22 protein-coding genes are annotated in these 25,609 nt (G+C 45.7%); 14 read left to right on the top strand and 8 right to left on the bottom strand.

The window, feature by feature from the left end; genetic code table 11:
• Positions 1-13 precede the first annotated feature (13 nt).
• The 6 genes from MJB10_RS17020 to MJB10_RS16995 all read left to right on the top strand — a co-directional run bounded on the left by MJB10_RS17020 (position 14) and on the right by MJB10_RS16995 (position 6,650).
• Positions 14-1,948 carry a hypothetical protein gene (locus MJB10_RS17020; protein WP_314796576.1) on the top strand — a complete coding sequence of 645 codons (1,935 nt, stop codon included), beginning with the start codon at positions 14-16 and terminating at the stop codon, positions 1,946-1,948.
• Between the two features lie 36 nt (positions 1,949-1,984).
• Complete coding sequence (locus MJB10_RS17015; protein WP_314796575.1) at positions 1,985-2,602, top strand: SGNH/GDSL hydrolase family protein; 618 nt, start codon at positions 1,985-1,987, stop codon at positions 2,600-2,602.
• Between the two features lie 132 nt (positions 2,603-2,734).
• Positions 2,735-3,823, top strand: coding sequence for an amidohydrolase family protein (locus MJB10_RS17010; protein ID WP_314796574.1), 1,089 nt, complete (start codon positions 2,735-2,737; stop codon positions 3,821-3,823).
• A 1-nt stretch (position 3,824) separates the two neighbouring features.
• The gene (locus tag MJB10_RS17005) at positions 3,825-4,187 is read left to right on the top strand and encodes a Rieske (2Fe-2S) protein (RefSeq protein ID WP_314796572.1); all 363 of its coding nucleotides are present in this window, start codon (positions 3,825-3,827) and stop codon (positions 4,185-4,187) included.
• A gap of 78 nt (positions 4,188-4,265) precedes the next feature.
• Positions 4,266-5,759: a glycoside hydrolase family 88 protein gene (locus MJB10_RS17000; RefSeq protein ID WP_314796570.1), complete on the top strand. Its 1,494-nt coding sequence runs from the start codon at positions 4,266-4,268 to the stop codon at positions 5,757-5,759.
• 57 nt (positions 5,760-5,816) lie between these two features.
• The gene (locus MJB10_RS16995) at positions 5,817-6,650 is read left to right on the top strand and encodes an AraC family transcriptional regulator (protein ID WP_314796568.1); all 834 of its coding nucleotides are present in this window, start codon (positions 5,817-5,819) and stop codon (positions 6,648-6,650) included.
• Positions 6,651-6,706: 56 nt separating this feature from the next.
• Here the strand turns inward: MJB10_RS16995 and MJB10_RS16990 are convergent, their stop codons facing one another.
• From MJB10_RS16990 to MJB10_RS16980, 3 genes are all read right to left on the bottom strand, one after another.
• Positions 6,707-8,242: a type 2 periplasmic-binding domain-containing protein gene (locus tag MJB10_RS16990; RefSeq protein ID WP_314796566.1), complete on the bottom strand. Its 1,536-nt coding sequence runs from the start codon at positions 8,240-8,242 to the stop codon at positions 6,707-6,709.
• A gap of 83 nt (positions 8,243-8,325) precedes the next feature.
• The gene (locus tag MJB10_RS16985; RefSeq protein WP_314796564.1) at positions 8,326-9,207 is read right to left on the bottom strand and encodes a carbohydrate ABC transporter permease; all 882 of its coding nucleotides are present in this window, start codon (positions 9,205-9,207) and stop codon (positions 8,326-8,328) included.
• 12 nt (positions 9,208-9,219) lie between these two features.
• A complete protein-coding gene (locus tag MJB10_RS16980; RefSeq protein ID WP_314796562.1) occupies positions 9,220-10,137 on the bottom strand; it encodes an ABC transporter permease in 918 nt (305 codons plus the stop codon).
• A 276-nt stretch (positions 10,138-10,413) separates the two neighbouring features.
• On the opposite strand from MJB10_RS16980, the gene MJB10_RS16975 reads away from it, so the two are divergent.
• From MJB10_RS16975 to MJB10_RS16965, 3 genes are all read left to right on the top strand, one after another.
• Positions 10,414-12,708: a helix-turn-helix transcriptional regulator gene (locus MJB10_RS16975; protein WP_314796560.1), complete on the top strand. Its 2,295-nt coding sequence runs from the start codon at positions 10,414-10,416 to the stop codon at positions 12,706-12,708.
• 184 nt (positions 12,709-12,892) lie between these two features.
• Entirely contained in the window at positions 12,893-13,333 is a 441-nt protein-coding gene (locus tag MJB10_RS16970) for a hypothetical protein (RefSeq protein ID WP_314796559.1), read from the top strand.
• Positions 13,334-13,403: 70 nt separating this feature from the next.
• Complete coding sequence (locus tag MJB10_RS16965; protein WP_314796558.1) at positions 13,404-14,147, top strand: GntR family transcriptional regulator; 744 nt, start codon at positions 13,404-13,406, stop codon at positions 14,145-14,147.
• A 65-nt stretch (positions 14,148-14,212) separates the two neighbouring features.
• Here the strand turns inward: MJB10_RS16965 and MJB10_RS16960 are convergent, their stop codons facing one another.
• On the bottom strand, positions 14,213-15,505 hold the full coding sequence (locus MJB10_RS16960; protein ID WP_314796557.1) for a GGDEF domain-containing protein: 1,293 nt from the start codon (positions 15,503-15,505) through the stop codon (positions 14,213-14,215).
• Between the two features lie 285 nt (positions 15,506-15,790).
• Here MJB10_RS16960 and MJB10_RS16955 point away from each other — a divergent pair, with 285 nt between their 5' ends.
• Genes MJB10_RS16955 through MJB10_RS16935 form a run of 5 tightly spaced genes read left to right on the top strand, consistent with a single transcriptional unit; the run spans position 15,791 to position 21,928 of the window.
• On the top strand, positions 15,791-16,774 hold the full coding sequence (locus MJB10_RS16955; RefSeq protein ID WP_314796556.1) for a phosphotriesterase family protein: 984 nt from the start codon (positions 15,791-15,793) through the stop codon (positions 16,772-16,774).
• 1 nt (position 16,775) lies between these two features.
• The gene (locus MJB10_RS16950) at positions 16,776-17,552 is read left to right on the top strand and encodes an SDR family NAD(P)-dependent oxidoreductase (RefSeq protein ID WP_314796555.1); all 777 of its coding nucleotides are present in this window, start codon (positions 16,776-16,778) and stop codon (positions 17,550-17,552) included.
• Positions 17,553-17,575: 23 nt separating this feature from the next.
• The gene (locus MJB10_RS16945) at positions 17,576-18,367 is read left to right on the top strand and encodes an SIS domain-containing protein (protein ID WP_314796554.1); all 792 of its coding nucleotides are present in this window, start codon (positions 17,576-17,578) and stop codon (positions 18,365-18,367) included.
• A 16-nt stretch (positions 18,368-18,383) separates the two neighbouring features.
• A complete protein-coding gene (locus tag MJB10_RS16940) occupies positions 18,384-19,658 on the top strand; it encodes an FAD-dependent oxidoreductase (protein ID WP_314796553.1) in 1,275 nt (424 codons plus the stop codon).
• A 38-nt stretch (positions 19,659-19,696) separates the two neighbouring features.
• The gene (locus tag MJB10_RS16935) at positions 19,697-21,928 is read left to right on the top strand and encodes a hypothetical protein (protein ID WP_314796552.1); all 2,232 of its coding nucleotides are present in this window, start codon (positions 19,697-19,699) and stop codon (positions 21,926-21,928) included.
• A gap of 140 nt (positions 21,929-22,068) precedes the next feature.
• Here the strand turns inward: MJB10_RS16935 and MJB10_RS16930 are convergent, their stop codons facing one another.
• The 4 genes from MJB10_RS16930 to MJB10_RS16915 all read right to left on the bottom strand — a co-directional run bounded on the left by MJB10_RS16930 (position 22,069) and on the right by MJB10_RS16915 (position 25,509).
• Positions 22,069-22,587: a DUF3231 family protein gene (locus MJB10_RS16930; protein ID WP_314796549.1), complete on the bottom strand. Its 519-nt coding sequence runs from the start codon at positions 22,585-22,587 to the stop codon at positions 22,069-22,071.
• A gap of 36 nt (positions 22,588-22,623) precedes the next feature.
• Complete coding sequence (locus tag MJB10_RS16925; RefSeq protein WP_314796547.1) at positions 22,624-23,010, bottom strand: WGxxGxxG family protein; 387 nt, start codon at positions 23,008-23,010, stop codon at positions 22,624-22,626.
• Between the two features lie 332 nt (positions 23,011-23,342).
• Positions 23,343-24,536 (bottom strand): MFS transporter, encoded by a 1,194-nt coding sequence (locus MJB10_RS16920; protein WP_314805697.1) that lies wholly within the window; start codon positions 24,534-24,536, stop codon positions 23,343-23,345.
• A 139-nt stretch (positions 24,537-24,675) separates the two neighbouring features.
• Positions 24,676-25,509, bottom strand: a complete 834-nt coding sequence (locus MJB10_RS16915; protein WP_314796546.1) for an MBL fold metallo-hydrolase — start codon at positions 25,507-25,509, stop codon at positions 24,676-24,678.
• Between the last annotated feature and the right edge of the window lie 100 nt (positions 25,510-25,609).

Here is a 25,609-nt window from a genome sequence, read left to right as displayed (position 1 = left end):
GGAGGGTGTACAAATGGAAAAGACATATTATGACATACAAGGACAAAAGGAGAGAGCAGACCAGATTCTAGGTCTGCTCGTCCGTTATCACTTGCACGATTTCAATGCGGAAGGCCAGTATACAGGTCCCGATGAGGTATTCGGCGCTATTCGGGAGCGATTATGGTTTGGGTATACGTTCCTGGCTGAAGGCTCGGAGCGCGCTCGCGCGACGGGGAATACCATTATTGAAACAAGCAACTATCATCACTGTCACTTCGCGCCAAAGATTGCGATACAACTTATCATGAAATATGGCGATCGATTGACCGCGGGAGCTAGGCAAAGGCTGATCAGTTACCTGGAAGAGTCCATCGACGAATGCGCCATTGAAGAAATGAACTTTGTCGGCGTCAACGACAATTTCCCTTGCATGAGCACCTACGCCGCGCTGCTCGGCGGCAAGCTTCTGTCGAGACCTGATATTTATGCAATCGGTGTGAAACGCTTGCATCAGCTGAAGTGTATGCTGACGCGCAGAGGTTTCGTCAGTGAATACAACAGTCCTACCTATACGGGAATTCAAATCGAAACCTTGGCTAGTTTGGCCGAGCATCTGAAGGATGCTGAACTGAGACAGATTGCACTGCAATGTGAGGAGCGCCTGTGGGCCGATCAGTTGGCGCGTTTGCATTTTCCTACCTCGCAAGTTGCTGGACCGTATTCACGCGCTTACACCATTGATTCGGTGGGGCATCGGTTACACGCTGAGATCTATGCCGTGCTTGGCGACCTGCTGCCTGTCAATCCGTTCAATACGATATTTGCTTCTCGGAATGCAGATCCAGGATATCAGCTTCACCTCAATATGGCCTTTGAACATGTGACAATAGCCGCGACGATGTGTACGACCTACCATTGCCCCGAAGAGCTGGTTCAGCATGCGCTGAACAAGAGCTATCCTTATGAAATAACAGGCACATCCGAATTTTCTTCTTCATCGGACGACCATGCTGCGCCATCTGATCTCGATCCGATTTTGACGGCGGACTTGGTTGAGTATCCCGCAGGCTTCGGCCCGAATACGACTTATATGACGGAGAATTACGCGCTGGGCACAGCAACACATGAGTTTCATAACGGAGATCAGACGAATTCCATTCATCTCCTGTTGCGTCGCGATCCTTCACAGGAACCTTCCCTTCGCAATGCTCGGGCTGTATACCCTAAGTACATCGTGAATGATAAGAAGCCTGGGCAGACGAACGAGTATGAGCGGATGTCGACATCTGCAGGGAATTATCACTTGTGGGATGAAGGGAGGAAGCTTGCTTTCCAGCACAAGCAGACAGCTATGGTGCTTTATAAGCCGAAGCGATTTGGCCGATTGCAGGTGACAAGCCTGAAGCTGACCGTCTTATTACCATGCCCCTACAGCGAGCCTGACGAAATCTGGCTGGGGAATCGGAAGCTGAAAGATTTGACGGGAGAAAATCTGGAGCCTTGTCCAGTCTATGTCAAAGACGGCGCCGTTTATATGGCGTTTCATCCGTTGCTGCTTACCAATCATGGCAGACAGGCGGCTGTCCGCGTGGAACGAGTGAATGGTTATCTGGCGTTGTCTTTCTTTAACTACGAAGGCGACGCCCGGGATTTTGATCCGCATACATTCGTGTTAACTGGCAACGGCTTCGTCGTTCAAGTATCCAGCGAAGACGAGTCAGGGGGCTTTGAAGCGTTTCGTGAGAGGGTTAGTCAAGCACAGATTGAAGATAAAAACTTGTCAAGCCCGCATTCCCGCCGTACAGTGCTGAGACGTACAACGTTCCAGTCAGAAGGCGTAACACTCGCTTGTGAATACAGTCCGATCAGCGAAGGAATCCGCTATATGGAGGTGAACGGGCAGGCGCTTGCAAATGAGAAGCTTGCCATTACCGGGTACGATGTGAGTCGACTGCCGTTTATGTAATCGGTTGAGAAATTCGTAAATAAAGGAGTTTTGTCCATGCATACTTTGAAGACAATTGCTAATCTTGAAGCTGGCAAGAACCAGTGTATCGTTACTTATGGAACGAGTTTGACTGATGGAGCAGCCTGGGTGGAGGATATGAATGCTAAGCTACAGGAGCGATATCCTGGACTTGCTACCGTCATTAACAGCGCGAAAGCCGCCATGTGGTCACAGTGGGCGATCGACAACTTGTCGGAAAAGGTGTTCGCACACAAGCCCGATTTAATTTTTATCGAATTTGCCATCAACGACGCTTATTTGCCGTATGAAACGACCATTGATCAATGCAAAAGCCGATTAGAATCCATGATTGACCAAATTGTTGAAAGTAATCCTGCCTGCGAAATCGTACTTATGACCATGAATCCTCCTGTAGGAGTTTCACTGGAGTCGAGGCCTGTGTTTAATGATTACTACGATGTATACCGCTTGGTTGCCAAGGAACGGAGTTTGCCTTTGATCGATCATTATGAACAATGGAATGCAATTTTACAGCATAATCCGGAACAATTTCATCAATGGGTACCGGATAGCATTCATCCGATTCCTGAGGGCAGCCTGGCTGTGACGGCAAGAGGTGTCCGGGAATTGTTATTCAACTTGATTGCATAACGATGAGCAGGGGTCATCTGATCGAACAATAATCCAGATTTCTGAAACGTATCTTCATGTACGGGATGAAGAATCGCCGTTATAGTAATACATATAAGGGATTACAAGCTCAACACAGAGGAGATGCGGAAGATGAACAGACCGAATATTATTGATACTGATGTTCACAATGCGATTGCTCATAGCAAGGACTTATTGCCTTTCCTACCGAAAGTTTGGCACGATAATTGGTTATCTGCAGGTCCAGGCTATGGTGGGGGCTGGCACTCTCCGATCGGCGTCATGCGCAAGGATGCTATTCCTGCTGGCGGAGGCATTCCAGGCAGTGACCCTAAGCACATGTTGACGCATCATTTCGAGAAATACGGGATTGATTACGGGATATTAACGGGCTCTGGCATTTTGGGCATATCGCTGAACCCGAATCCAGATTACGGCAATGTCGTTGCCAGCGCCTATAATGATTGGCTGGTTGAAACATGGTTGAAGGCGAGTCCTGTGTACAAAGGATCGATTTTAGTTAATCACGCGGATCCGCTGGCGGCAGCAAAGGAAATCGATCGGATGGCCAAACATCCAGATATGATACAGGTCATCATGTGCAGCGGGTCCAGAATGTTATTCGGTCAGCGCTTCTTTCATCCGATTTATGAAGCGGCGGAGCGCAATGGACTGCCTGTAGCTGTTCATCCTGGCACAGAAGGACGGGGTATCGCGGGTGCTCCAACACCGTCTGGGTATCCGACTAGCTACCTGGAGTGGCACAATATCTTGCCTATTAACTACATGGCTCACGTCAACAGCTTGGTGTGTGAAGGTGTGTTCGAGAAATTCCCGAAATTGAAATTTGTCGCTATTGAAGGCGGAATCGCATGGCTGCCCCATCTCATGTGGCGTATGGACAAGAACTATAAAGGACTTCGGGACTTAGTGCCATGGCTGAAGCGATTACCTTCCGAATACATCAAGGAGCATGTTCGTTTGACGACACAGCCGATTGAAGAACCTTCACATCCAGAGCACATTAATCAAATCCTTGATATGCTGGGTGCTGACAATATGGTTATGTTCTCTTCGGACTACCCGCATTGGGATTTCGATAATCCTAGAATGGTGCTGCAGCCTATTCGTAAAGATGTAAGACAGCGAATCCTTGTTGACAATGCATTGGAGTTGTATGGAAAACATACATTCCCAGGTGTGAAACAGGAGGTTAAGTAGGATGACCAAAGTGAAAACGAGATATGCGGCAACTACGGTACAAGCGCTGGCAGAGAAGGGACGTATCATTGTTGAGCTAAAAGGGATAGAAATTGGTGTGTTCTCGGTGAATGGAACCTACTATGCCTGGAGAAATATGTGTCCGCACGCGGCTGCACCGGTCTGTGAAGGTGTGGTTTGCGGTACGCGTCTGCCATCGCTGGTGTATGAATATGAATACGGCAGGGATCAGGAGATATTGCGTTGTCCTTGGCATGGCTGGGAGTTCGGTTTAACAGATGGCAAGCATCTGGTCGAAGGCGGCGTTCAATTGCGAGGCTACGAAGTTGAAGTCGAAGGTAATGAGATCTATGTGTTGATGTAGGGCAGCAAAGAAAACGAAAACGGAAGTCCTCTTTTTCTAGGGAAAAAGGGGGCTTTTTTCAAACTGGAGGCATGCCATATGAGTACGTATGCAACACTACATGCAGAGGGAAATCAAGATAGCGTCATACCCGTGGGAAAGCGCCTTCCTTTGGGATGGAAGGCACTTCCAATCGGTGGTGTCGCCAAAGATTGTGTAAGGCTTTCATTGGGCCGCGCAGTGATGAAACAACCTGCCTGGCTGCGAGTGACCGTGGCTTTGGATGTGCGCGAAGCCGTTCGGATTGAGGTGCTCTCCGCAGTTTCAGAGACGGTGCTTGGTGAGTTAGATATTCGGTATGCCTCTGTTTTCCAGCCTTTTCAGTTATGGCTTAGCGCAGCACAAGCTGAGCGTCTCTCCTATGAAGGCGTCTTGCTGCGGCTTCGACAAGGAAGCTCACCTATTTGGGTGTTCATAGAAGGACCTTCAGAGGCACCGCTGCTGCTCCCACATCTTCGTGCAGAGGCTGTAGGTGAAGAGCGTATGGATCCGTGGGAAGTCATGCCACAATTCCTTGCCACCCTTTCTTCCCTGCAGCCCTTTGGCTGGCTGGAAGGGTGTGTGCTGGACGGGCTGCTGGATTTGGAGCGAAGCAGGGGAGGGGGGCGCTTTCGAGAAGCTGCTGAGGCTCATCTACGGATGTTCTTTGATGAGCAAGGCTCTCTCCACTATGAAAATCCTCGCAGTGAGCCAGTTGATGGAGCTGTATACGGTATTGAAGGTACGTTGCCATTTGCTGCGCTCGCACAGCTCTACCCGCAGCATCCAGCTATTGAGCAAGCGATTGCATTCTGGTTATCCGAAGCATCTGAAGATGGCACCATTCGAGATGGAACAATGCTGTCTGCCGAAGGCAGCTATACAATTGCCTATCCGATGGCCATCATGGCCAAGCTGTACCATCGCCAAGATTTAGTTCGGCTGGCTATCCAACAGTTAAAGATAAGGAAAGAGCTGCTTTTTCATGGGAATGATCTGTACCTGCGGTATCATGAGGATGGAAGCCGCAGCTTTCGCAATTGGTCCAGAGCGTATGCTTGGTATATGCTGGGGCTGGCTCGAACACTAAGAGAACTTAGGAAATTTAGGGAGCTGACAAAGCTGCCGAAGGAGATGCATCCAGCGTCTGTAAGTGACCTTGAGCAGGAACTTGCGAGAATCGCCCAAATAGCCATCAATCACCAATCGGAACAAGGGTTATGGTATGTATTTGTGGACGAGCCTCATACCCGAATTGAAACTTCAGGCTCAGCTGCGATCGCAGCCGCACTAGCCATTGGCGTGGAGCTCGGCATCCTGAGCGGAAACGCACTTGACGCAAGTTTGCGAGCAAGGCAAGCATTATCTGCGTATTTTACGACGGACGGTATATTACAGGGGGTAGCCCAGAATAACAAGGGAGGCGAAGAGCTTCAGCGCGGGGGATATCGCATCATGTCTCAGATGGCAACAGGGTTAGCAGCGCAGCTGGATTCAGCTCTGCAACGAGCTATGAATAAGACAAGCCAACAGGAGCCTTTGCCAGAACCATGAGAATAACCTACAATACGAATTAGATAGCGTTTCATTCATAGGGGGTTTGAGAAGACGATGAATTACGAATTTCTCAATCGTTTCAGTCCCAAATTGTTGGATGTGGTAGAACGGAATGCGGAGTATTGGGATAAGTTTAACTATCAACTGCTCAGAGAACATACCCTCTTGCATTCTCTGGCCTATGTCCATGCGGGCGAGGGAACATTGCGAGTTGGCGAGGGAATACGGCCATTGCTGCCAGGTACTGTTTTCCAGATATGGCCAGGACAACGGATGCAGATTGATACGGATCGGCTGAAACCAGTCTGCTTCTACTCTGTGCATTTTCAATATGGATTGTTGCATTGGGAAGGTGTGAAAGGCGAATGGAGGGAAGCTTGTGGTCCGCTGCCAATCGGAGATCATCTTAATTTGCTGAGTAATCCAGAGGTGGAAGACGTTTTCCTTCGCATGTTTCAGGATTGGAAGCACAAACATGCAGGCTACGAATGGCAAGTGAGAGTTGGATTTCTCGAAGCGCTCAGGCTCATTGTTGCAGCAGACGCGAAGGAAATTGCAACCAAAGAAGAGGGCAGCGCAGCAGCCGTGCGTGAAGCTATTTCCTACATAAAGGCCAATCTTCATGAGAATGTCACACGAGATGATATGGCTCAGCATGTTACGCTGTCACCTGCGTATTTCTCAAGTTTATTCAAGAAACATACAGGTACCTCGCCCATTCAGTATTTAACACGGCTCCGACTTGATCAGGCCAAGCATCTGCTGCGGCAGACGGAACTGCCCATTAAACAAGTAGCGGAGGCCGTTGGATTCGAGGATTCCTTTTATTTCACACGACTTTTCACGAAGGAAACGGGCATATCCCCGAGAAACTATCGTCACGCTTAAGTTCACTTCTGTCATCAATAGAAAAGGCTGTCCATTGGACAGCCTTTTTCGGCATTCTATTTGTTTTTGTAAGCTTCCGTCATCTCTTGCACAATTTTTTGAACCGTAGGATCGGCTTTCGTTTTGGCAACGAACTCATCCCAAGCGGCTAAAGACTCTTTGCCCATAATGACTTTAATTTTCATATCCAGAATTTTCTTATTCAAATCAGGGCCGCTCGTTAAATTTGTTTGTGAGATGAGGCCATAAGCTGGATTCGTTTTACTGAAGGCACTTCGGTCGTCGATAATTTTCTTGCTGCGATCATAGAATTCTTTCGGAATGCCGTTGTAGTAGGCGCGTTGATATTTATCGTACTTTTGGAAAATTTGAAGCAAGTTATTGGTAACGTCCGGAATGTTCTCTGTTTTAGCTTGCTCTGTTGCAATTTTGAATCCATCTTTTACCGTATAATGCTTGTCAAGAATGCCGTATGCTGCAAGATCAGCGACATCATCCGTTAATGCTTTATCCATAAAAGCCAAGATTTGTTTCATTTTGGCTTGTGGAACCGTCTTAGGAATGACATACATCCCGAAGTTACCGGAATCTTGACCTGCAAATTTATTACCCTCCGGTGTCATGAGATAAGGGAGCGGGTAGGAGTCTGCTTTCGGATCAATTTTGCGCATTGCGTCTGTATAGAGCCATTGTGGATTTAGCGCAGAGCCAAGAGCGCCAGCTTTACCGCCCATATATTGTTCGCGGGCTTGTGAATTTTTAATTACAGCAAAATCTTGGGTAAGCACTTTCTCGTCATAGGCTTTTTTGAGCCATTCCAACGCTTTGCGTTCACTCGGTTCTAGTGCAGCAATCGTAATTTGATTATTGACAAGCTTCCAATAGCCGAAATTGTTATTGAAGACGTCTTCAACCCATCCATATAATCCCATGCTGTCAGGATCGACTTGACCCGTTAGACCAATCGTGTCAGCTTTGCCATTGCCATCTGGATCCTTCTCTGTGAAGGCCTTAAGTACAGCATACATCTCATCCATCGTCTCAGGAACTTTCATGCCAAGCTTATCTAACCAATCCTTGCGAACATGAACTCCCCAGATGCCTTCTAATGCACGTGGACGCGGGATTCCGTAGTTCTTGCCTTTAATCTTAGCGTTGTCCCATACAACAGCTGGCAGTGCACTTAAGTTCTTATAGTCTTTAATGTAAGGAGTGATGTCCCAGAAAGCTCCGGATGTTGCCATTTGCACAACCTGGGAGTCAAAGACGTTCGTCACCAAGTTAAGATCAGATAAATCGCCAGATGCGAGCATGACTTTCGTCTTCTCATTGTAAGTGTTCACGGGTACCCAAGTTATGTTCAGCTTGGCGTTCGTTTTTTTCTCTATTTCTTGTATAAGCGGATTGGAAGGATCAACCGCCTGAGCCCCCTGTTGATTGGTGTAGATAGAAATTTTCACAGGTTCATTGCTAGTAGCTGCTGGTGTTGTCGTGTTAGTAGCCTCTTTCGATGTACTGCAGGCTGTCAGCGTTACAGCGGCGATGAGAACAATGAATGTGCTTTTCATAATACGTTGTTTGTTAGTGTGCATGTGAAATTAACCTCCCAAGGATATCATACATGTTTTTGTCGGCAAACGCCTAATGAATCTAAATCAAAGCAAAGCGATTTTGACTACCCCTTAATAGACCCAACCATCACTCCTTTAGCGAAATGCTTTTGAAGCAGCGGATACACAAGCAGAATCGGAACAGTTGCAATCACCACAGCCGCCATTTTCAACGTGTCTGTTGGAATTGCGATTTCCCCAGCCATACTATTTGCAATCTCTCCAGATGAGGAGGATGAGGAATCAATCAAGAGCATTTGCAACACAATCTGCAAGGGGCGAAGATCAGGCTTCGTAATATACAGAACGGCAGAGAAGAAGGTGTTCCAATAAGCTACGGCATAGAACAATCCGAAAGCGGCCAGTGATGGGAGCGATAAGGGTAAAATGATGCGGAACCATACGCCCATATCCGTTGCACCATCAATTTTGGCAGCTTCTTCAAGCTCGTCGGGGATACTGTCGAAAAATCCTTTCATAAGAATCACATACCATCCGCTAGTCAGCACAGGTAAAATAAGAGCCCAGATGGTATTGATTAGATGTAAATCCCTGACGACCAAATAGGGGGGAATAATGCCAGGGTTAAACAGCGTTGTCATCAAAATCAAGATCAGCAGCACTCTTCGCCCCTGAAGACGTTTCCTGGATAGCGCATAGGCACCAGCCGATGTAACAATAAGGCTTAATGCTGTGCCTACAGTAGCTAGAAAGGTGCTTACTCCTGCTGCTCGGATAAAGACATTGTTAGAAAACAAATATCGATAGGAGAGCAGTGTCCAATTTTCGGGAAAGAGAACGATCGATTTACGCAAGTATTCAATAGGGGCAGTAAATGAAACCGCCGTAATATAGTAGAAGGGAAATAACATGACTAGGGCAACCATAATTAATGAAGCTAAAATCGTTCTATCAAACCACTTGTCGGATGTCGTACGTTGATTCATCAAGCAGCCCTCCTAATAAATACCTTCATCGCCAAATTTCTTAGCGAGACGGTTCGTCAATACAACTAAAATCACACCAATAATGGATTTAAATAATCCAACGGCCGTGCTGAAGCTGAATTGGGCTTGTTGGATACCGCTTCGATAGACATAGGTATCGAAGACATCGGCTACATCCGAAACTGCGCCGTTCATCATCAGGTACACCTGTTCAAATCCAACATCCATCATGTGCCCGATACGCAGAATGAGCAAAATGATGATGACGTTTCGGATCGCGGGTAAGGTGACGTGCCAAATTTGTCGAAGTCGGCCGGCCCCATCCATGCGAGCTGCTTCGAACAGCTGCGTGTCCACCGAAGCGATGGCAGCAAGGAAAATAACAGTGCCCCAACCCACTTCTTTCCAGATCGATTGCAAGGTAAGCAGACCCCAGAACATGCTGGGACTCGTTAGGAAATCAATGGAGTCATAGCCCATTGATGTAAGTAACTTATTAACGAAACCGCTGGATGTCGATAACATGAGATACGTAATCCCTACGATGACTACCCACGATAGAAAGTGGGGCAAATAGATAATGGATTGAATGATTCGCTTGATCCATTCTTTCCGTACCTCATTTAGCATGAGCGATAAAACAATAGGAAGCGGGAAGAAAAAGACCAGATTAAGCAAGTTGATCGCTAACGTGTTGCGCAATAGAACAAAGAAACTCTCATTTGAAAAGAACCTTTCAAAGTGTTGCAAACCAACCCAAGGGCTGTCCCAGAAGCCCGAATATGGTGAGTAGTCTTTGAAGGCGATGAGAACGCCCCACATCGGTAAATACTTAAAAATAAGAAAGTAAGCCAACATCGGAGTGGCGATGAAGTAGAGCATACGATCTCTAATCAATCCCTTCCAAATGCGTGTGTGTTCAGATTTCATTCCATTCACCTTTCCCAGAAGAAGTAGTTGCTGTCTCATGGCTTTACTTTAGGATGAAGATGAATTTCCATCAATTAGAACCTTTTTCTCCGAGATTTCCGCGAATATCACTTTTCGGTATGTTAAATTTCCTGCTATTGCACTTTCATTCTTTGTTTAAAATTGTCGATTTTTCCTTTGCAGACGGCTTTTTTTCTTATATGATGGATGGTATATTGCAGATGTAACGTAAGGAATTACAGAATCGGCAGCAGCAGAGCAGGGAGGAAGTAGAGCATGCGTAGACATCAGTATCAGCGAAAAGGTTTTGTAATTGCCATTATCAGCGCTTGTCTTCCTGCAGCGGTAATCGGAATGATTCTTTATGTCCTCGGTACCCATCAGATTGAAGCAGAAGCACAGAAAACACATCGAAATCAAGTTGCTTATGCGACAGAGCGGATTAATGAGAATTTAAATCATTTGGAATCGATTATGGCTGGGTGGTCCTTTAATTTAAATTTAAGCAGCAGTTATTCAGAGTTAGATCTCTATAAGGATTTCAAAAGCACACGATCTATTTATCAAGCGCTTTCATGGATTAAATCGTCGGATCCCCTCATTCAAGAAGTAACGCTGTACTTGGATAAGCAGCAAGTTTTGATTAAAGAAAGTACAGGGATTCGACCGATTGGCTCAGAAGCTGACAAGCAATTGTATCGCGACTTAGCTTCCTATCAACGTGATGTGTATTGGACCAACCAACTGAAACCGAGCAATCAGACCACACCTTACGCTTTGATTGTCCGTATCCCTGGGGGGTTGGTGGAGACAGAGGCGGCGCTCTTCATTGAGATCAATGCTAAACAACTGAATGCGCTTATTGCGGAATTGGATTCTGAAGGCACGGGTTCAACCGTTCTCATGAAGCAAGGAGGGGGGATTCTCTCTCTCGGAAAAGGGGATATTGAACATCCAAGTCCCTTGGATGTAACACTGATGAAATCGATTAATCCTCAAATTACCGAAGAGGCTTCCACGATCGAATCCTGGGAGGGAGAAGCCTATTCAGTCTCCTATGGACTAATGAAGCGCATTGACGATAAGTGGATTATTGCCGCGGCAACTCCGTTAGAGCAAATGACCAAAGCCGTACAGACGTTATCACGCGTCATGATTTGGACAGGCGGCTTCGGCGTCTTGCTAGCTTTATTTCTCTCGTGGTATTCCTATCGTCAAATGTACCAGCCAGTTCAGCGGCTGTTGCAGCAGTTGCTGCCTGGCCGGACGGTAGATACGGCCGATGAATTTGCCTACATTGCAGATGAGTGGAAGCATCTCTCCCGAGAGAGCCAAATTTTGCAGGAGAAGGTAGAACAGCAGCTGCCATCCTTACGCGAGAACTTTCTTCTACAGCTACTGCAAGGACATCTGTCCTACTTGAGTGAGGAGGAATTGTCCGATCGCATGGGGCAATACGACTGGGAAGTTAACGACCGTGTATTTGCGGTGCTCGCTGTACAACTGTATGGCATCTATCGCTCGGAAGGAAAATTCTCGCAGGGCGACGAGCAGTTGGTATCGTTTGCTGCCATGAATATTACCCAGGAAATTACGAGGAGTAAGAGCATGGAAGTGAGTATCGTTAATTTCCATGATTTAACGCTTGGGCTGCTTGTGCGTCAACCGATTGAAATGACGCCGGAAAGCAGGCAAGCAGCCTTATTCCATTTTGCTGAGGAGCTTTCCCATACGCTGAACAGTCTGCTCAAATTAGAAGTGACCGTTAGCGTGGGGACAAGCACGACAGAACTACGCAGGCTTCCTGTCTTGTTTGATAATGCGCGAAACGCACTCCATCATCGCAAACTAGGCGAAGAGCAGCAAATTCTGGATGTGGACGATTTGATGCCAGTTGGGCATGATGTGATCCATTATCCATTTGAGGAAGAAAGTCTTCTATTGAAGGCTTTGCGTTCTGGCAACGAACCTGAATTAATGCAATTGTTGGATGAGTTTCTTCATATTCTGAAGCAGCGATCGACGATCGAGCTTGGTGTGAGGCAAGGGCTTCTCCAGCTCTGCGGGAATATGCTGAACACGATTATGATTTCTGGATATAACCTGCTTGAACTCAATGAAGGTCTTGATATGTGGGAGCAGCTTGCGGATGTCCGAGAGTCTGAAGCTATTCTCTCATGGATGAAGCAGCATATGATTGAGCCTTACATCCAGCGCTTGCACAGCACACAAAATATGCAGTTGAAGCAGCTTGTGGAAAATGTGCTTCTGACGATTCATACGAATTACGCTAAGGATATTTCGTTAGAGGGATGTGCCGATCTGCATGGCACGTATTCCAAGAAATTAAGCCTAGGTTTCAAACAAGTCACAGGGGAAACGTTTATTGATTATTTAACGCAATATCGGTTAAATCAAGCCAAAAAGCTGCTTGTGGAAACGGATGAGAAAATTAACGATATTGCAACGAAAGTCGGCTACCAGCCTCCTTATTTCAACCGGTTATTTAAGAAGTATGAGGGCATTACACCAGGGCAGTATAGGGAAAAGTCAGAGAAACTTCTGCGATAATCGGGCTTTTTCCAAATCGAATTCCTGCTTAAACAGCAGGCACAGGTAATGGCGCCATTTTAGGTTTCTCACGAAGCCTGAATGGCGCTTTTTATTTTTCATTCATTTCCTGTCATTGAACTATTTTTCTATGGGGAAAATACGAAGGAATGATGAGTCCAAATGAACGTGAGAAACTCTCTAATTGCAGGATCCAGATCGCGGAGCTTATGAAAGTCAGAATTTAATTGGTAATCCAAGCTTTGAGTGGGGCAGTCTGAATGGAGGATGGATCAAAGAACAGAATAGCACAGGGATTGCGATTCAAAATACGGGTTCGTACTCTGGAACTTATAAGGCTGCTTTCAACACAAAAGCAGCTACCAAGTTATCCCAATCTGTAACAGCACCTACGACAAAAACGTACACAGTTACAGCTTATGTGGTTACGAATATAGCGAGCAATGTGCAAGTCGGAGCGGATGTAGCTGGGGTGAATCAGGCCCAGCAGACGGTCACAACCGGTAGTTACAAAAAGATAACGTTCACCATTACCGCCTCGGTTGGACAATCGATCAAGGTGTGGATCAGTGCCCCTCAATCTACCAACGGTTGGGTTGGTATTGACGATGTTTCTGTTCAGTAAAGGTTTGCTGTACCTATTCTTGCATGTTATTATTTACGTACAATCGTAATAACAGAGCGAGAGGTGTACCATGCAACCGATAGACCGTGATATTCCTGTACCCTTATATTTTCAAATCTATCAGCAGCTCGAGGTCGAGCTGAACGATGGTTCTAGGAAGCCAGGCGATTTTTACTCCACCGAAATGGAACTTCAAGAAAGATTTCAAGTAAGCCGAGCCACCATTCGAAGTGCGCTGACTATGCTGGAGAAAAATGGGCAGATCAACCGAATTACGGGAAAAGGAATTTTCCTTGCACCTGTGAAATTAAAGGTTGATCTTCCTAATCTACTAAGCTTTAGCGAGGAGATGAAGCGTCGAGGGATGAATCCCGGCACTCGACTCGTGGAAGTAACGATTGTTTCTCCGCCACAGAAAGTTACGACTGCCTTGTCGCTGAAGGACAACGAGAACACGTTGCTTATCAATCGAATTCGGACAGGTGATCATAAACCGATCGTCTATTCGCAATCGTATCTTCCACTTTCATTAGGTTTGACTCCAACGTTCGATTTCACAGGATCTCTCTATGAGTTGATTCAAACCCAGACGGGAAAAGCTGTGACAGAGGCGGTCCATCTTATTGAAGGTGCTCTTGTAGAAGGTGAAACAGCCGATTGGCTGGAGGTTGAATCTGGTTTTCCCGGATTAAGATTTCGTCGAACCGCCTACGACCAATTAGGCAATCCGCTGGTCTATGAAGAAGGGATGATCAGAGGGGATCTGTATTCGTACGAAATTCGATTGAAAAAATTACCTGCCAATGGCGAATAGATCGTTGCCACGACCGTATTCCTGTGAGTTATCTTAGGGAATACGGTCTTTTTATTGCGATATTTCTAAGAAGAAAGAGGTAATATTCTAAATGTGTCCTTATCGGTTGCGATCGCGATCCTATTTTTTCCAGATTTCTTAGCCTTATACATAAACTCATCGGCTTGATGAATGACACGATCTGCGGATGCTTCCCAATAGCAGGAGGGCACAATTCCAATACTCAATCCGAGCTGAATGTCAGCTCGGTCATACGCATATTTCTGGATATATAGCTCATAAGAGTGAAGGATCTGAACCGCGATGACAATTGCCTCATTTTCATTACAATCCTCGAGGAGTAAAAGGAATTCATCTCCGCCAAACCGCGTAGGGATGTCCTGCTTGCGGCTATTCTTTTGAAGGATGCGGCCCAGCTCCTGAAGCGCGGCGTCACCAGTCAAGTGACCAAACGTATCGTTGAGATATTTGAAATTGTCCATATCGATAAAGATCAGAAAGCTATTTCCTGCCCAGGGCGCTTGCTGCAAGTGGTGCATAAGGAAAGAACGATTGTATAATCCAGTCAAATTGTCTGTGGATATTTGACGGAAGAGATGTTCTTTCTCCTGAATGAGTGTCTCGTAGCGTGCGTATGTAAGCTTTCCGGTGAAAATACCGGTAAAGAAAACAAGAAGGATAGGTCCGATAGCCGAAATATCGACGAGCGGGAAGAAATTGTGCCAGATCCCAAAGGTGTAGCTGACATAGATAGATAGAAATCCAGCTGCAAGAGGCCATTGTTCGTGCAGCATCGCAGGAGGTGACAGTATGAACCGCATGTAGTTTACAATAATAAAAGTAGCGATGACAAATAGGATCACATTCAAATAAGGATACAAGGGTCCTTTAACCATCGATGGATGAATGCTTGTCTCAATTGGCTTTAACGTACTAGTAATAATGGAATCTCCGCCAAACCAAATCAACACGAAGGTGACAGTACAGAAAAAAACAAGAAACACGGATGCGAATCTGTACGGGCGATTAATGATCGTTTGGGTTAGCCAATGGAAAGCAAGGATGCTTAAGAGGCTCCCCGAGAGGCTGAGCCGAACTAAAGCTTCGATGGAAGCTGGATGGGTAGAGGAACGGTAGGCGGCGTCGCTGGCAAGAATGACCAGTGAGCTGAACTGGACCAGGATAATGGTCCCAATTTCACGGTTGCGACGATGAAAGACATAGATCAGTACAGTGTATAATAACAGGGTCGCTACCATAAGGCTCCCTATAGCAGAAAGTAGCGCATCATGATGGATATACAGGAGCTTATCGGTGGGTAGCTTCAAATCTTCAAGAGCAAGTTGTTTTAGATGCATCGCAAGTATCCCTTCTCAAGATCCTTGTACTTCCGACTGAAAGCAGAAGCAAGCTGTCGTATCTAGTTTACCACAATAGAGCAGTAAAATTGTTTTTTTTATACATATATGAATGGCAATAAACTCATTTTTTGTTTTATAAATACGAACAATCGTAATAAGTTGTGGACAGATTGGGTTGTATATTTTATAATTATGAGTATAAATATGATTGTACGTACAATCATAATTAACTAATACAAAGTAGATTTAAATTTCCTTGTTCATAGGTTATGGAGGTGCGATATGGAGGTACGTAAGGTAAGAACCGTTCTTGGCGACATACCGTTGGATCAATTAGGTATCGTGTATGCCCACGAACATCTGATTATCCAGGGTGGATTAGGGGTCATGAAAAATAAGGATCTTCAGCTTAATCGCGTGGATGCGGCAGTCTCTGAGGTTAAGGATTGTATGCAGTACGGAGCGCGAACCTTCGTGGATTACATGCCTCTGGACAGCGGTAGGAACCCGGAAGCACTTGTGGAGATAGCTAGGCAGACTGGCGCACATATCATTGCCGTGACTGGCTTCCATAAGCCAATGTACTATGATGATCTGCATTGGATCTATCACTATTCCGTGGATCAGATCGCCGAGCTGCTTATAGCCGAATGCACGATAGGTATGGATCGTCACAGTTATAACGGACCTATCGTAGATCGCCTTTCAGCAAGGGCGGGGCTTCTCAAGGGTGCTTCTGATTACAACGTGATTGCGCCTGTATCCAAAAAGCTGCTGGAAGCAGCAGCCATCGCCCACCTAGCAACAGGTGTACCTATCGCGACACATACGGAGCATGGAACTTGCAGTTTGGAGCAGATCAGGCTGTTGGAAAGTTACGGCGTGGATCCTTCCAACGTGATTATATGCCATATGGATCGCAATCCCGATTTATACCTTCATAAAGAATTGGCGGCTACCGGCTGTTATCTGGAGTACGATAACGCCAGCCGGATTAAGTATCACCCCGATTCCTACAGCAGTAAGCTCATTCGCGGGATGTTAGAAGCGGGTCACGAGAAACAACTTCTCTTAGGGACGGACTTTGCCCTTCGTTCTTACTGGAAATCTTATGGCGGGGGTCCGGGAATGGCCCACCTGCTCGCCTCCTTTGTGCCTCGACTAAAGGCCGAAGGGGTATCTGATGAGCATCTGGATGGGATGCTTCGACATAATCCAGCAGAGGCTTATGCGATTCGAAGTTTGAATCGGATAAGGGAGGTTTAACATGCGATTCAACAACTCGCAAGTACTTGTTGTAGGCGGTACAGGCGGTATCGGACTCGAAACCGTCAAACGTTTTTTAAGCGAGGGAGCTAGGGTAGCGGTAATTGGATTGGAGTCTGAAGAGCAACTGTCTGATCAACAGAAGCAGGTGTTATTCAGTTCCCAAGTCATTTATAAGCAGGGAGATGTGGTGGATACAGAGCAAATGAATTCCATCTCAGCTGAATTAGAAAACAGGATGGAACGGCTGGATGTGCTGGTCCATGTAGCTGGAATCAGTGCGAGAAGATTTGGCGACGGGCCCCTCGACCAATGCACAGAAGCAGGGTGGGACCAGGCAATGAGTGTGAACGTGAAAAGCGTTTATAACAGCAATCGGATCGCGCTGCAACGCATGCTTAAGCAGAGCGGGGGAGGGGCAATCGTCAATATATCCTCCGTGCTGGGGATGGTGGGAACGAGGGAACATTTTACAACGCATGCTTACGCTGCAAGCCGCGGGGCCGTCATTTCGTTAAGTAAGTCTGCAGCCGTCTACTATGCCAAAGATAACATTCGCATTAATGTGGTTTGTCCAGGACTGCTTGATACACCAATGTCCCAAAGGGCCATAAATGATCCAGTTATTCGTGAAGCATTAACAGAGCTTCAGCCTCTTGCGCCGCATGTGGGTTATCCCCAGGATGTAGCAGAAGCCATTCTTTTTCTAGCAAGTCAAGAGGCCAAATTTATTACGGGTATCGCATTGCCTGTCGATGGCGGCTGGAGTGCGCAATAAAACAACTATGAGGAGATGATCGTATGACAGTGAAGAATTCAGAAGCATACGCCGTACTGGAGAATAATTATATGGATGGCGTCAAGAAAGTAATTGAGCGCGTAGAACAGTCCCAAATGGATGCGATTGACCGCGCGGTAGAAATTTGCTTCAACAGTATCAACAAGGATGGTTTGGTTCATCTTTTTGGAAGCGGACATTCGCGTATGGCAGTAGAGGAAATGTACCCTCGTTACGGCAGCTTTCCTGGCTTCCATCCCATGGTGGAACTATCTTTAACGAACCATCACGCGGTAGTCGGCAGCAATGGACAGCGTCAAGCTATGTTTTTGGAAAATGTTGAGGGCTTCGGACGTGTCATTGCAGACAATTTCCATTATGGCGCTCATGACAGTATGGTCTTGTTTTCACACAGCGGAGCGGGAAGTGTCGTGATCGATATCGCTTTGAGTATGAAAGAACGCAAGATCCCGATTATCGCGGTTACGTCTGTCGGACATAGTCAGCAAAGCCGTTCTAAGCACAGTTCCGGTTATCGGTTATTCGAATTGGCAGATATCGTTATCGACAATGGCGCCGTTCCAGGGGATGCCATGGTCAAGATTGACGGGTTGCACACACCAGTAGGACCAGGATCGACCATTGGAAATACGATTATCGTAAATTTGTTGAAATGTAAGATTGCTCAGAAATTGACGGATGCAGGGAAGCCGCCGAAAGTCATCACTAGTGCTATATTCGTAGGCGATGAGGAATCCAAACAGTTGTTTAACGCTTCTTATGAGGAATACTGGCGTTCAACCAGATCAATCTAAGAGGAGATGAAGACCAATGTCTTATACGCAGAAAAAAGTGGATGTGCTTGTGCTCGGCGGTGGAGCAGCAGGCGTATGTGCGGCGATTAGTGCGGCACGTGCTGGAAAAAAGGTGCTGCTCGTGGAATCACAGGGTTGCCTTGGCGGCTCCCGAACGGCTACAGGGGTAGATACGTTCTATGGATTTTATACGCCAAAGGGGCAGCAAAGAATCGTCGGCGGCATTCCGTGGGAGATCGCTCAACTGCTCACAGAAGCCAATGCCGCATTTGAACGCAAAAACACCTATGGCGCTGGAACGGGGATCACATACGATGTAGAGATTTTGAAGGTCATTTATGAGCAATCCGTTCTGGACTCAGGCGCGGAGCTTTTGTATCATACTTATGCAAGCAGGGTTCACGTATCTGACGGCTATATTACAGGTGTGGTATTAGCTAACAAACAAGGGTTAACAGAAGTTTCTGCGAATATCTACATTGATACAACTGGTGACGGGGATATTGCTGCCAGATCTGGTGCACCATTCGAGAAAAGTGACGCCGCTGAGCTGCAATCTTTGTCCACCATTTTCTTCATGGCAAATGTAGACATCTCAGCTGCCAAGAGCGTATCCCATGATGAACTTGCTGCTCGGATGAGAAAGGCCAATCAATCCGGTCATTACAGCCTTCCTAGGGAGGAAGGTTCATGGCATATCACTCCCCATGCTGGGGTAATCCAAGCGAATATGGTCCGGGTCAGCGGTGTTGATGCCACTGATCCTTATGCACTGACGCTTGCCGAAGTGGAAGGACGCAGGCAAACGAGACAGTACGTGCGTTTTCTTAAAGAATACGTTGCTGGGTTTGAGGATGCTTTCCTAGTAGGGACCTCCCATCATATTGGCATAAGGGAGACCCGTCGTATTCAGGGCGAATATATGCTGACGGAAGAGGATGTGGTGATCGGCCGCAAATTCGAAGATGGTATCGCTTGCTGCGGCGCCCCCGTGGAGGATCATGGCGCTGGGAAGGACACGCGTTGGGTTTATGTGAAGGACGATGGCTACTATCATATCCCTTACCGCTGTCTTGTACCGAAAGAGATTCAGAATCTTCTGGTAGCTGGACGCTGCTTGTCTGCAACTCATAGCGCTCAAGCTTCAGCACGGAATTCTGCCCAATGTATGGCTATGGGGCAAGCGGCGGGAACGGCGGCGGTAATCAGCTTGGAACAACATGTACCAGTCAGTTCGATTCCTATACCTTTACTCTTAGAGCGCCTTCGCTCTCAGGACGTTGTCATTTGAATGCATAAGAAAACGTAGTCAAGAGAGGAAGATCTTACATGCATCGGGTTGGTTATTGGGATTGGGATCAGGATCAGTTTCCCGTGTATCATTACACGGGGGGATATCCCGTTTTTGCTAAAGATAAATTAGGTCATGATGCAAAGCTTCCTGAAGATCCTTGTTTTTTATTAGGAAATTATCGCGCAACGGTATTCGTTCATGTGAGTGGAAGTTATGAATTCATTACTGGCGAGCGGGGCTGGGCCAGATTGAACCATGGTGGAAAGAACAAGGGCTGGAACCAGTCCATCGTCACGATGGCAACAAACCAAGGCGAAGAAGTGTATGCACTGGTTGGCGGGAATGCCTGCGAAGAGCTCGTAACGCAGCAAACATTTGGTATCGGGTACGCGAATCTGCAATATAACCTGAATGACCTGAAGTTGAGCAAGGTGTATGCGATGCAACCGTCGATGGATCTTCATAACGGCAATCCTTCGTTGTTGCTTGAAGTGTCACTGACGAACAGCGGTGATCGTCCATTAACGATTACTTATCAGGAACAACTGCTTGCTCATTATATGATGATGAACGATCAGAATGGCGCTGAGTTGACGGGAGAAATATGTTATCGAAACAAGGTGAACGTGGATGCGGAGCGGCACTTTGTGAAGGCCGATATTTGTTACGAGCCGCTAAAGCTGCAAGTTTTGCCTTGCGATTTACAGGAAAGCTACACGCATGATATTGCACCGCCATCCTTGTTTATGAAAGCCATTCCTGTTTCTAGCGGCAGCACAAGCGTGTCTAATCGCAAAGTAGAGCGAGGCGATCTCTTGTGTGCACAATCGACAGTTACGCTGGCAGCAGGTGAACAAAGGACGCTGCAGTTCGTTATCGGTCTAACATTTGAAAACGACATGACATCCATTGCGAATCAAATTAGAGACATGTTCGAGCAAGCGAAACCAAGCGGGGGTTGCCTAGGTGCATATACGCATCTATGGCGCCAAGTTCTTCCCTCATTAGTGGATGAGCCTGATGTAGAATTGCGCTGCGAGATGATATGGAACGCCTATTGCTTGGAAGCCATGGCAACATACAGTCAATATTTTGGCGAAACGTATATTCCGCAAGGGTCTGTATATGCGTATCATCTCGGCGAGAATGCCTCCAATCGTGACCATCTGCAGCATTGTCTTCCACTCATCTACACCCATCCACAGTTAGCCAAATCTTGCCTTCGCTATGCGATGAAGCACTCTGCCCGAGATGGCGAGATTAAGCGGCAAAATATTGGATTTGGCTATAGTGATCCAGGTGTCTATATGGAGAGCGATGCACAGCTGTACATGTTTCAGGCTGTTAGCGAATATTTGAGAGTAACGAGGGATTATTCCTTTTTAAACGAAAGAGTGACTTATTATCCGGTTGAGGCAGGCTGGACGGACACCGTACTTACTTTTCTAATGAAGCATTTCATTTATCTTAGAGATGTCGTTGGCAGAGGCCGAAATGGTTTGATCAGAATGCTGAATTCAGATTGGAGCGACAGTTTCTTTCATCCGTATTCGCCTAATATTTACAAAAATTTTGCTCAATCGCATGTAAACACGTCAATGGCTCTGGCAATTTTCCCACCTTTCCTAAGAGAATTAACGCAAGCTATGGCCTATGCATTGGATACAAGCAACCTAACCTCTTTTATTCAAAGCGTAAGCGAATATCATGACAGCGTGTATGCCGCTTATATGAAGGATATGGAGGGGAGAACGTTCTCGCCACGTTGTTATTTAGGCGAGCATGATGAGCCCCAATTAAAATTTGGTATGGACACCCTGTGTATTGAACCCCAGCCATTTTTGCTCCAAGTAGAGAGCTTTCCAGTAGAGAGAAAACGCCAGCTGCTTCAAGAGATCCAATTAAGGGTACTGGGTGAAGAGAAGTATGGAGCACGCACCAGGGAGGTTCCGCTGTGGGGGAATGGGGATGGAGAGGATGGCGGTGTCTGGTTTGCTCACCAAGGGCCATTGATTGTGGGCATTGCCAGCTTTGATAGGGAGGAAGCTGTAAAGCTGATGCGTAAGTTGATGTTTCATCGGTTTGCAGAACAGTATCCAGACTACTGGGTAGGTCATTGGACATTTGCAGACAGCGTGAATTCGTCGCTTTCAACGCGAGAAGGGTTATATTCCTTCTGGGTGCAAGATGCGTTTCACCCTTTCTGTGCGCACGTACATGCTTGGCAGCTCTACTGCTATTACAGGGTGTATAAAGAAATGGCATAACGTCGATCGCTAATCTTCATAAGGAAGTCATATGTGGCGAAAACCCTACGAGAAATCGTAGGTTTTTTTGATGATACATAAGTTGAGCCAGGATCCCGCTGCTGTTAAGGGACCCTGGCTCACTTTTTTACCTTAAAGCATCAAGCATTAACCGTCTCAGGTCTTTTAATTTGTAGTGGTGGGGGAATAAGCCAACCTTTATCTTTACTCATCTCAAGTATTTTTAGTCCTAAGGTTGTTTTAGTTACATGGTATTTCGCAAAAAGAGCGCCGATATCTTCTCTAATTGCTTGTCCCATAGCTTGACTACAAGCAACCAAGCCTAGTGAGGTATCAGCCGCTATTTTGGCTGAAATTTCAGGATCTGTAAATCTTGCACCAACTGGGATATCCTCGAGTTTTACTGGCGGTCTTTCAGGAAGCATAGGAATAGAAGGAATTCCGTTATCAACAAGGATTTTATCTAGTTCTTTAATTTCCAGCTTTGCTTGATCAATTAGATCGTCTAGAACTTTTTTTAGCTCTTTGTCACCTGCGTGATTTAAATAAGCTTGATAGCAAGATACAGCCCCTTTAGCTACTGTGGAAGCTTGCCATACACTATAAATTTCACCGTAATGTAGAGGTTCATCTTTTGGATTTCCACTTAAAATTCCCAATTTATTCTAGCTCCTTTATTTTTATATAGTGTTAGCTTACTTTTCCCGAACATGATTTCTTGATCTCATTCCTGCCAGGCCAAGGAGACCAATCAATCCAAGCCAACCCCAGTTCGATCCATTCGATCTAGAATCTGACGTATTATAAGCACGGATATTTGAAGAATTAGTAGAATATGAGTGTGTTCCTGTGCCGTAATTTGTTTGGTTTTGCGTAGTCATTGGTGAAGCAGAAGGTGAGCTAGTTGTTCCTGTACTTGTGCCATAAGTACCGTAATTATTTACATTATTATTTGTACTCATACTTGTTGTACCTGCCGGAGAATTCATTCCAGCTCCAGTATTGTCATAGGCTCTAACTGTTCCTAAACTTAATGTTGATGTTAATAAAATAGCTAATGTAAGAGTTTGAATCTTTTTCATTCTAACCAATCTCCTCTCAACGTCTTATTTGGTATCGCGTAGTTAGGATGTTCATTAGACGTGTTTCTCAAACATAAATGGAGTCAGGAAAGATGTGGTCTAAATTAAGAAGTATGGAGGAATAAACAATTTCTTCATCTTACATAATAAAGGTGTACCATGTATGACAAATGATTCCTATGAGGCAAGGGAGCCCTGTATATGAAAAAGTTAATTACTCCTAGTTCCATCGTTTGTTTAAGCATAGCAACCGCAATTTCTTTTCCAGTGTACTACACTCTTAAGGGGAGATGACTGGCCAAAAGATGTAGAATGTAGAAGCCTGGATAGCATTATTGCCACCAGGCTTCTCTTTTACTTGATTTTGGGGAGAGTTCTTCTTCTTGACTTGGTTTAATAGCGAATAAAGCTAGTACCGCCGCTACCACACAAGTGCCAGATATACTATAGAACATGATTTGCGATGAAAATTTAACAAGAATTGACGCCAGTGGGGGACCTAGCGCAACACCAATGAACCTCATAGAGCTATAAATGGAAGTTATGGTGCCGCGCTCCGCTTTATCAATCCCTTCCGTTATTAAGGAATCTAAGCAGGGAAGCGTGACACCAATTCCAATACCAGCCAAACTAATTAAACCGATCAGCCAGTATAGAGATTGAACAAAACCACAAAAAACTAGAGAGGCAGTGGTTAACACAATTCCAGAAAAAGTGATCCACTTCATTAATTTTTTGTTTTCACCAATTTTTTTGCCTGCAAGGAATGAAGCAAGGCAAAGCACTGCCGATGGGATGGCTATTACACATCCTTTCCATATGCTTTTAATATGATATTTGTCCTCGAGTGTGTCTGATAAATAAAACAGTGTTCCAAAAATAACAAACATACAAATACAGCCAATGGCAAAAGTAGCGGACAACCATCGGCCGTTATTACCAAATATTTGCTTAATGTTTTGAAGAAAGTGCCTAAACGTTACTTTTTCTTCTTTCCCATCTTTTCTCTTGGGAGATTTGACTAGAAATGCAACTAATAAAGTAGATATCGCACACAACACAGGGATAGCTAGAAAGGGGAGAAACCACACCACAAAAGCCAGTAAGGATCCCAAAATTGGACTCAGTACTTTACCAAGCGTGTTAGCTGTTTCTACGATCCCCAGGTTCTTACTTACTTCACTCTCATTTTTGTAAATGTCACCGACAAGTGGCAGCACAATGGGGAATGCTCCTGCCGCTCCTACTCCTTGTAATGCACGACCTATTAAAATCACCACATAAGGGTGCTCCAGCCACCATGCCCCTAAACCGGATATCAAACCTCCAATGCCAGTAATGAGTAAACTGGGGACAATAATGATTTTCCTGCCAAAGCGATCCGACAAGTAACCTGCCATCGGTATAAGTATGATAGCAACGGCAGAGTAAACGGTAATGATAAGGCTCACTTGAAACGAAGTGATCTGTAGGTGGTTACGAATCGAAGGCAGGACGGGAATTAGCATGGAATTTCCCAACGTCATAATGAATGGAATGGATGCAATTGGAATTAGACTCCATTTATGTGTCTTCAAAATCTTGCGCCTTGCCGCCAATAGGAAAACACATTATCACCTCCTTTTATTACTTTTCGCCAATGTTAATGAAATAATCCGATGGGATTTATTGAATTTCAATCTTGTCATCTACATAACGTCCATGGTTAGGGACAGCTAGTCTTTGGAAATCGGTGGCCAATTGAAACAATCCGCTAGTTAGTTCCTCACCAGACATAGGTACCCCATGACCAGTTATGGCTACGCTCGGCTTTAGAGCTTCTAACTTTCTCACGGAATGCTCAGCCGCATGCCAATCGGTTGTAAAGTATACCGGAGGACCTGTCAGCTGCTTCTTCTGAGTGAAAACCTTGTAAATTGAGTCCTGCTCAACCGTTACAAATGCATCTCCCGCAATAAGTGTCTTGTCCTTACCTCGAAATAGTGAAACATGTCCAGGCGTATGACCTGGTGTATGAATCCATCTCCATCCTAGCATGCCAGGGATGCTTCCATCAGAGGGCAAAGGTCGTACATGACTTCCAAGATTAATGGGTTCATTTGGAAAGAATGGTGAGATCTTTGCGATTAGTCCACCTTCAACCGATCCGTCTGGCTCTGGGTAACTAGCTTGACCAGTTAAATAGGGTATTTCTAACTCGTGGGCATAGACCAATACATGCCAAGCTTCAACAAGGTCAATAACAGCGCCAACGTGATCAAAGTGCCCATGTGTTAGAATAATGGCCTTTGGTTTCGATTCTGCGCCAAATCGATCTTCAACTACTTCTAGAATACGTGTGGCGGATTGCGGCATGCCCGTATCAACTAATACCCAATTTTCGGCAGTGCCAACCAAATTTATGTTAACAATCTGATTGGTATAACAGAATAGATTGTGGCTGACCTCTTCGCAGACACCGCTTCTAACAGAGGTCATCGGTATATAATGATGTTCCATTAGTTTCCCCCTAAATAAATTGACTTAAAATAGTATGTCCAAGCTAACTTAATTGCTATAACGGATAGAATAAAATTACTGAAAAGTGAATTTTTGATTA

The organism is Paenibacillus sp. MBLB1832 (genome assembly GCF_032271945.1).
Taxonomy (GTDB): Bacteria; Bacillota; Bacilli; order Paenibacillales; family NBRC-103111; genus Paenibacillus_E; species Paenibacillus_E roseopurpureus.
The sequence above is the reverse complement of the archived record's forward strand: the minus strand, read 5'-3'. Positions and strand labels throughout refer to the sequence as shown.

Excerpts from the sequence above, each read along its gene's own strand:
- MJB10_RS16950 (WP_314796555.1), top strand. The coding sequence starts at position 16,776 with ATGCGATTCAACAACTCGCAAGTACTTGTTGTAGGCGGTACAGGCGGT.
- MJB10_RS16980 (WP_314796562.1), bottom strand. The coding sequence starts at position 10,137 with ATGAAATCTGAACACACACGCATTTGGAAGGGATTGATTAGAGATCGT.
- MJB10_RS17000 (WP_314796570.1), top strand. The coding sequence starts at position 4,266 with ATGAGTACGTATGCAACACTACATGCAGAGGGAAATCAAGATAGCGTC.
- MJB10_RS16975 (WP_314796560.1), top strand. The coding sequence starts at position 10,414 with ATGCGTAGACATCAGTATCAGCGAAAAGGTTTTGTAATTGCCATTATC.
- MJB10_RS16920 (WP_314805697.1), bottom strand. The coding sequence starts at position 24,536 with ATGACGTTGGGAAATTCCATGCTAATTCCCGTCCTGCCTTCGATTCGT.
- MJB10_RS16945 (WP_314796554.1), top strand. The coding sequence starts at position 17,576 with ATGACAGTGAAGAATTCAGAAGCATACGCCGTACTGGAGAATAATTAT.
- MJB10_RS16935 (WP_314796552.1), top strand. The coding sequence starts at position 19,697 with ATGCATCGGGTTGGTTATTGGGATTGGGATCAGGATCAGTTTCCCGTG.
- MJB10_RS17020 (WP_314796576.1), top strand. The coding sequence starts at position 14 with ATGGAAAAGACATATTATGACATACAAGGACAAAAGGAGAGAGCAGAC.
- MJB10_RS16925 (WP_314796547.1), bottom strand. The coding sequence starts at position 23,010 with ATGAAAAAGATTCAAACTCTTACATTAGCTATTTTATTAACATCAACA.
- MJB10_RS17015 (WP_314796575.1), top strand. The coding sequence starts at position 1,985 with ATGCATACTTTGAAGACAATTGCTAATCTTGAAGCTGGCAAGAACCAG.
- MJB10_RS16995 (WP_314796568.1), top strand. The coding sequence starts at position 5,817 with ATGAATTACGAATTTCTCAATCGTTTCAGTCCCAAATTGTTGGATGTG.
- MJB10_RS16955 (WP_314796556.1), top strand. The coding sequence starts at position 15,791 with ATGGAGGTACGTAAGGTAAGAACCGTTCTTGGCGACATACCGTTGGAT.
- MJB10_RS16915 (WP_314796546.1), bottom strand. The coding sequence starts at position 25,509 with ATGGAACATCATTATATACCGATGACCTCTGTTAGAAGCGGTGTCTGC.
- MJB10_RS16965 (WP_314796558.1), top strand. The coding sequence starts at position 13,404 with ATGCAACCGATAGACCGTGATATTCCTGTACCCTTATATTTTCAAATC.
- MJB10_RS16960 (WP_314796557.1), bottom strand. The coding sequence starts at position 15,505 with ATGCATCTAAAACAACTTGCTCTTGAAGATTTGAAGCTACCCACCGAT.
- MJB10_RS17005 (WP_314796572.1), top strand. The coding sequence starts at position 3,825 with ATGACCAAAGTGAAAACGAGATATGCGGCAACTACGGTACAAGCGCTG.
- MJB10_RS16990 (WP_314796566.1), bottom strand. The coding sequence starts at position 8,242 with ATGCACACTAACAAACAACGTATTATGAAAAGCACATTCATTGTTCTC.
- MJB10_RS17010 (WP_314796574.1), top strand. The coding sequence starts at position 2,735 with ATGAACAGACCGAATATTATTGATACTGATGTTCACAATGCGATTGCT.
- MJB10_RS16940 (WP_314796553.1), top strand. The coding sequence starts at position 18,384 with ATGTCTTATACGCAGAAAAAAGTGGATGTGCTTGTGCTCGGCGGTGGA.
- MJB10_RS16985 (WP_314796564.1), bottom strand. The coding sequence starts at position 9,207 with ATGAATCAACGTACGACATCCGACAAGTGGTTTGATAGAACGATTTTA.